Here is a 6284-nt window from a genome sequence, read left to right as displayed (position 1 = left end):
CACGCCGCCGGACCCGCGCCGCGCGCAGCCCGCCGGGATCAGCCGATGAGCGCCGGCGACACCCGGATCTCGCCCACCGGCACCCCGCCGCCGAGCACCGCGAGGTCGAGCTCGGGGCGCACGCGCTCCACGTCGTCCCGCGTGATCGCGCCCGCCTGGGCGAGCAGCTCCAGCGCCACGATGGTGGACGCCCGCAGGCTGCCGTCGAGCGTCTTCGAGGCCACGGTCGTGCCGTCGGGGGCGGTCATGATCATGATCCCCTCGGCCCCGCCCTTGGCGAACAGCCCGAGCCGCTCGATCACGACCGTGTTCGCGCGGCCGGGTCCGTCGATCGCCCAGCCGTGCGCGCGCACCGCCGCCGTCAGCGCCGCGGCGTGCCGGTACAGCGCGAACGGCGAGCCGGCCGCGGAGGTCGCGATGCGGTGGATCCCGCGCGCGAGCGCCGTGAGCGACATCGCGTGCACGGGCGCGCCGCAGCCGTCGACGCCCGTGGTGGCGATCCGCTCGCCCGTGAAGCGCTCGACGACGTCGCGGATCCGCACCTGCAGCGGGTGGTCCGGGTGCAGGTAGTCGTCGGTCGACCAGCCGTTGGTCACGCACGCGAGCAGCATCGCCGCGTGCTTGCCCGAGCAGTTCATGTACACGGGGGAGGCGGGGATCCCGGCGCGCACGAGCTCGTCGCGCGCGGCCCGGTCGAGCGGCCAGTCGGCGGGGCAGCGGAGCGCGGACTCGTCGAGGCCGGCCTTCGCGAGGATCCCGCGCACCACCTCCACGTGCCGCGCGGTCGCGGCATGGCTGGCCGTGGCGAGCACGTGCTCCTCCTCGGTGAGCTCCGCGCCGCTCGCGAGCACGGCGAGCGCCTGGAACGGCTTCATGCTCGAGCGCGGGAACACGGGTGTGGTCGCGTCGCCGACCTCGCGCAGCACCTCGCCCTCGGGCGAAAGCACGACGGCCGCGCCGATGTGGCGCGACTCCACGAAGCCGCTGCGGTCGAGCACCGCGAGCTCCACGGCGCCCTGGACGGGGATCGTCTCGACGGCAGCCGCCATCAGAGCGCCCGGAACGCGTCGGCGAGCACGCCGAGGGCGTCGTCGAGCAGCTCCTCGGAGATCGCGAGGCTCGGCAGGAAGCGGAGCACGTTGCCGTACGTGCCGGCCGTGAGGATGATCACGCCGTGCGCGTGGCAGTACGCCGCGATGGCCGACACCGCCTCCGCGTTCGGCTCCTTCGTCGTGGATCCGGTGCCGGGCTGCACCAGCTCGATGGCGACCATCGCGCCGATGCCGCGCACGTCGCCGATGATGTCGTGCTCATCCTGCAGGTCCGCGAGCGCGTGGTGCAGGTGGTCGCCGATGCGCGTCGCCTCGTCGAGCAGCCCGTGCGTCTCGATGGCCTCGAAGACGGCCACCGCGGCGGCCGCGGCCACGGGGTTGCCGCCGAACGTGCCGCCGAGCCCGCCGGGGAGCGCGGAGTCCATGATCTCGGCGCGGCCGGTCACGCCCGCGAGCGGCAGGCCGCCCGCGATGCCCTTGGCGGTGAGCACGAGGTCCGGCACGAGGCCGAGGTGCTCGCTCGCGAAGAAGCGGCCGGTGCGCGCGAGCCCCGACTGGATCTCGTCGGCGATGAACACGACGCCGTTCGCCGTGCACCACTCCTGGAGGGCGGGGAGGAAGCCGTCCGCGGGCACCATGAAGCCGCCCTCGCCCTGGATGGGCTCGGCGACGACGCACGCGAGGTCGGTCGCGCCGATGCGCTTCTCGAGGTACGAGATGGTGCGGGCGGCGGCCTCGGCGCCCGTCAGGCCGTCGTGATACGGGTACGAGCTCGGCGCGTGGTACACGTCGCCGGCGAAGGGCCCGAAGCCGGTGCCGTAGGGCGACGCCTTGTAGTTCATCGCCATCGTGAGGTTGGTGCGGCCGTGGTAGCCGTGGTCGAGCACCGCCACAGCGCGGCTGCCCGTGTGCTTGCGCGCGATCTTCACGCCGTTCTCCACGGCCTCCGCGCCCGAGTTCACGAGCACGGTGCGCTTCTCGTGCGTGCCCGGCGTGTGCTCCGCGAGCAGCTCCGCCACGCGCACGTACTCCTCGTACGGCGTCACGGTGAAGAGCGTGTGGATCACGTCGCCGAGCTGCTCGGCCGCGGCGTCCACGACCTCCTGCCGGGTGTGGCCGACGGTGGTGACGCCGATGCCGGCTCCTAGGTCGATGAAGCGGTTGCCGTCCACGTCCTCCACGATCGCGCCGTGCGCGCGGGCGACGTAGACGGGGAGCAGGGAGGAGACGCCGGGCGGCACCACGCGCTTCCTGCGCTCGTGCAGCTCGCGCGAGAGCGGCCCCGGGATCTCCGTCACGATGCGTCGCTCCTGCGGCACCTGCGGGCGCGCGGCGCGGGCGGACGCGGCGGGGGAGTCGGAGGCGGAGCCGGCAGGAGTGCCGACGAGGGCGGAGTCCAGGGTGTCTGTCATGATCCGGCGAGTTTACCGGCGCGATGGCGCCGCGCCGGAAGGGCGGGCGGCCGGTTCGCTAGCGTGATCGCATGCAGATCGAGCACCGGTACGCCCTGTCCCTCGAGTGGACGGGCGACCGCGGATCCGGCACGTCCGACTACCGCTCCTACGGCCGCGACCACGTCGTCCGCGCGGCCGGGAAGCCCGACCTCCCGGGATCCGCCGACCGCCCGTTCCGCGGCGACGTCGACCGCTGGAACCCGGAGGAGACGCTCATCTCCTCGCTCGCGCAGTGCCACCTGCTCAGCTACCTGCACGCGGCCGCCATGGCCGGCGTCGTCGTCGTCGGCTACAGCGACGAGCCCACCGGCACCATGCGCCAGACGGACGACGGCGGCGGGCACTTCGTCGAGGTCACCCTGCGGCCCGTCGTCACCGTGCGGGATCCGGCGCACGTCGAGCTCGCGACGTCGCTCCACCAGGGCGCCTCCGAGCGCTGCTTCATCGCCTCCAGCGTCAACTTCCCGGTGCACCACGAGCCACGGACCGTGCTCGCGGGCGCCGCGGACGACTGATCCGCCGCCCGGGTCACGGCGCCCGTCGCCCGCCCCTGTCAGGCGGTCCCCGGCCGGGTCGGGCAGACTGTGCGGGTCCCTCCTACAGACCTGGTGCGTCCGGCGCGCCGATGAAAGCGACTCACGTGAAGCGACGCATCCCCCTCACCCTGGCCGCGGCCGCCGTCCTGGCGCTGTCCGCCTGCTCCGGCAGCGGCACGCCGAACGCGGATCCGTCCGCCAGCCCGACGGCCGGCGCACGCACCGCGGGCGCGTCCTGCATCGACACCCCGTCGGGCGACGCGTCGAAGTCGGTCAAGGTCTCCGGCGACTTCGGGACGGCCCCCGAGGTCACGGTCGACGCGCCGCTCACGGTCGACACGACGGAGCGCACGGTCGTCACCGAGGGCGACGGCGCGGAGATCGCGGCCGGCGCCACCGCGAACATCGCGCTCGCCGCCTACAACGGCACGACCGGCGAGGCCATCTCGCAGCTCGCCTACAACGCGGACACCCCGCTGCCCGCCACCATGAACGACGGCGCGCTCGTCCCCGGCGTCGTCCGCGCGGTCGAGTGCACCACGGTCGGATCCCGCATCGTCGCGGTGGTCCCCGCCGCCGACGGCTTCGCCGGCGAGCAGGCCACGCAGCTCGGCCTCGGCGCCGACGACCCCATCGTCATCGTCGTCGACGTGCTGAGCCAGGCCGCGACGCGCGCCGACGGCGTCGACCAGCCCGCTCCCGAGGGCTTCCCCACGGTCACGCTGGCGGACGACGGCGCCCCCACCATCACCATCCCGGACGCCGACCCGCCGACGGAGACGAAGATCGCGAACCTCAAGGTCGGCGACGGCGCGGAGGTCACTGACGGCGCGAGCGTCACCGTGCAGTACACGGGCATCAACTGGAACACCAAGAAGGTCTTCGACTCCAGCTGGGAGCGCGGCCAGAGCGCCACGTTCGTCACGTCGCAGGTCATCCCCGGGTTCACGAAGGCGCTCGTCGGCCAGAAGGTCGGCTCGCAGGTCATCGCGATCATCCCGCCCTCCGACGGCTACGGCGACGCCGGCTCCGGCGAGGACATCGGCGGCTCGGACACCATCGTGTTCGTCGTCGACATCCTCGGCACCCAGCCCGCCGCCGCAGGCCAGTAGGGAGCAGCCGTGCGCCGCGTCATCATCCTCGGATCAACGGGCTCCATCGGCGTCCAGGCCCTCGAGGTCGTCGCGCGGCACCCGGAGCTGTTCGAGGTGGTCGGGCTCGGCGCCGGCAGCAAGCGCGAGGCGCTCGCCGAGCAGGCGCGCGTCGCGGGCGTCGAGCACACGGCGCTCGGCGCGGACGAGGCGGAGCAGCTGGTCCGCTCGGTCGACGCCGACGTGGTGCTCAACGGCATCACCGGATCCGTCGGGCTCGGCCCGACCCTCGCCGCGCTCGAGGAGGGCCGCACCCTCGCCCTCGCCAACAAGGAGTCGCTCATCGTCGGCGGCGAGCTGGTGCGATCGCTCGCGGCGCCCGGCCAGCTCGTCCCCGTCGACTCGGAGCACTCGGCCATAGCGCAGGCGCTCCGCGGCGGCACGGCCGATGAGGTCAGGCGCCTCGTCGTCACGGCGTCCGGCGGCCCCTTCCGCGGCCGCACGCGCGCCGAGCTCGAGCACGTCACGCCGCGCGAGGCGCTCGCGCACCCCACCTGGGACATGGGCCTCGTCATCACGACGAACTCGTCGACGCTCGTCAACAAGGGCCTCGAGGTCATCGAGGCGCACCTGCTCTTCGACGTGCCGTACGAGCGCATCGACGTGGTCGTGCACCCGCAGTCGCTCGTGCACTCCATGGTCGAGTTCATCGACGGGTCGACGCTCGCGCAGGCGTCCCCGCCGGACATGCGCCTCCCCATCGCCCTCGGCCTCAACTGGCCGCACCGCATGCACGACATCGGCGTGCCCATCGACTGGACCCGCGCCGCGACCTGGACGTTCGAGCCGCTCGACGACGAGGCGTTCCCCGCCGTGCTGCTCGCGAAGCAGGTCGGCGCCGCGGGATCCACGTACCCGGCCGTCTACAACGCCGCGAACGAGCAGGCGGTGCAGGCGTTCCACACCGGGCGCGCGGGCTTCCTCGACATCGTCGACACCATCCGTCGCGTCGTCGACGCCCACGAACCGGCGTCCGGTCCGCTCACGCGCGAGTCGCTGGCGGACGCGGAGCGCTGGGCCCGCGCCGAGGCCGACCGGGTGCTCGGGATCTGACCGACCCGGCCGGACGCGTCCCGGCTCGGGCCATCCGACCCGTTCCGGCAGAGGCGCCCGACCGGCGCTGACCCGTCCCCGCGGCCGTCAGACCGCACCCGGCTCAGCCGTCCGCGTCCGAGTCCCCGCACCCGTCCTGGTCCCGGCTCAGCCGTTCCCGTTCCCGTTCCCGTTCCCGTTCCCGTTGCCGTTGCCGTTCCCGTTGCCGTTGCCGTTCCCGTTGCCGTTCCCGGCTCCGCCGTTCCCGTTCCCGTCGTCGGATCCGCCGTCGTCGTCGCCCTGGTCGGGGTCCGGGGAGGACGGCGGGCTGGGCGTGGCCGTGCGGGTCGGGCTCGGCGTGGGGGAGGGCGATGGCGTCGCGGTCCGCGAGGGTGAGGGCGACGGGGACGGGCTCTCGGACGGCGACGGCGAGGGCGAGGGCGTGGACTCCGCCGCGTCCCGGGCCGCCTCGAGCTCCGCGCGCACCGCGTCGATGCGCGCGACGACGTCGTCGTGCCGCGCCTGGTCGATGGACGCGTCGGCGAGGTCGGCCTCGACGGCCGCGCGCAGCTCCTCGAGCTGGGCGAGCGCCTTGGCGTAGTCGCCGTCGGCGGACGACTGCGTCACGGACAGCGTGCGCTGCTGCAGGTCGTCGAGCGCGCGGTCCTCGGGCGTCGACGAGCCCGCGCAGCCGGCGAGCAGCAGGACGGCCGTCGTCGCGGCGGCGAGCCCCACGCCGGCACGCCCGCGGAGCGAGCGCCGTCCATGGGTCACGAGGGCACCGGGTGCCGGGCGGGTGGATGTGCGGATCACGGGGCGTCCTCCACGCTCTTCTGCAGCTCCTCGAGACTGGCGCCGAGGGGGCCCGGGACGGGCGGATACGCGGTGTCTCGGTCGGACAGCGACGGGATGACGACGGCGCCCACGACGGCCGCCGCCGCGACCAGCACCGTGACGACGGCGATGCTGAGGGCCCGGCTGCCGCGGCGCTTCGCCGGCGCGCGGTCCGCGTCGGTCCGGACGCCCGCGGGGGACGTCCTGGCCGTGGGATCCGCACCT

At 74.3% G+C, this 6284-nt stretch carries 6 protein-coding genes and 1 pseudogene; 3 read left to right on the top strand and 4 right to left on the bottom strand.

From position 1 onward, the window contains the following. Positions 1-38: 38 nt before the first annotated feature. Both DZG00_RS10990 and gabT read right to left on the bottom strand, forming a co-directional pair. Positions 39-1049: an asparaginase gene (locus tag DZG00_RS10990; RefSeq protein ID WP_119382332.1), complete on the bottom strand. Its 1011-nt coding sequence runs from the start codon at positions 1047-1049 to the stop codon at positions 39-41. Next, positions 1049-2464, bottom strand: a complete 1416-nt coding sequence (gabT, locus tag DZG00_RS10985) for a 4-aminobutyrate--2-oxoglutarate transaminase (protein WP_119382331.1) — start codon at positions 2462-2464, stop codon at positions 1049-1051. Before gabT ends, DZG00_RS10990 begins: the two co-directional genes overlap by 1 nt. Positions 2465-2535: 71 nt before the next feature. On the opposite strand from gabT, the gene DZG00_RS10980 reads away from it, so the two are divergent. From DZG00_RS10980 to DZG00_RS10970, 3 genes are all read left to right on the top strand, one after another. Next, the gene (locus tag DZG00_RS10980) at positions 2536-3021 is read left to right on the top strand and encodes an OsmC family protein (RefSeq protein WP_119382330.1); all 486 of its coding nucleotides are present in this window, start codon (positions 2536-2538) and stop codon (positions 3019-3021) included. Positions 3022-3146: 125 nt separating this feature from the next. Next, on the top strand, positions 3147-4154 hold the full coding sequence (locus DZG00_RS10975; protein ID WP_233549091.1) for an FKBP-type peptidyl-prolyl cis-trans isomerase: 1008 nt from the start codon (positions 3147-3149) through the stop codon (positions 4152-4154). 9 nt (positions 4155-4163) lie between these two features. Beyond that, positions 4164-5246, top strand: a complete 1083-nt coding sequence (locus DZG00_RS10970) for a 1-deoxy-D-xylulose-5-phosphate reductoisomerase (RefSeq protein ID WP_119382328.1) — start codon at positions 4164-4166, stop codon at positions 5244-5246. A gap of 147 nt (positions 5247-5393) precedes the next feature. Here the strand turns inward: DZG00_RS10970 and DZG00_RS10965 are convergent, their stop codons facing one another. Continuing rightward, on the bottom strand, positions 5394-6038 hold the full coding sequence (locus DZG00_RS10965; RefSeq protein ID WP_119455620.1) for a hypothetical protein: 645 nt from the start codon (positions 6036-6038) through the stop codon (positions 5394-5396). Then, positions 6035-6284, bottom strand: a pseudogene (locus DZG00_RS10960) (serine/threonine-protein kinase); the annotation flags it as partial. The gene DZG00_RS10965 and the pseudogene DZG00_RS10960, both read right to left, overlap by 4 nt.

Source organism: Clavibacter lycopersici, from assembly GCF_003576405.1.
Taxonomy (GTDB): domain Bacteria; phylum Actinomycetota; class Actinomycetes; order Actinomycetales; family Microbacteriaceae; genus Clavibacter; species Clavibacter lycopersici.
This window is presented reverse-complemented; position numbering and strand designations above follow the sequence as displayed.

What these genes read in the sequence shown, in the direction of transcription:
- DZG00_RS10990 (WP_119382332.1), bottom strand. Translation starts at nt 1,049, where the DNA reads ATGGCGGCTGCCGTCGAGACGATCCCCGTCCAGGGCGCCGTGGAGCTC.
- gabT (WP_119382331.1), bottom strand. Translation starts at nt 2,464, where the DNA reads ATGACAGACACCCTGGACTCCGCCCTCGTCGGCACTCCTGCCGGCTCC.
- DZG00_RS10980 (WP_119382330.1), top strand. Translation starts at nt 2,536, where the DNA reads ATGCAGATCGAGCACCGGTACGCCCTGTCCCTCGAGTGGACGGGCGAC.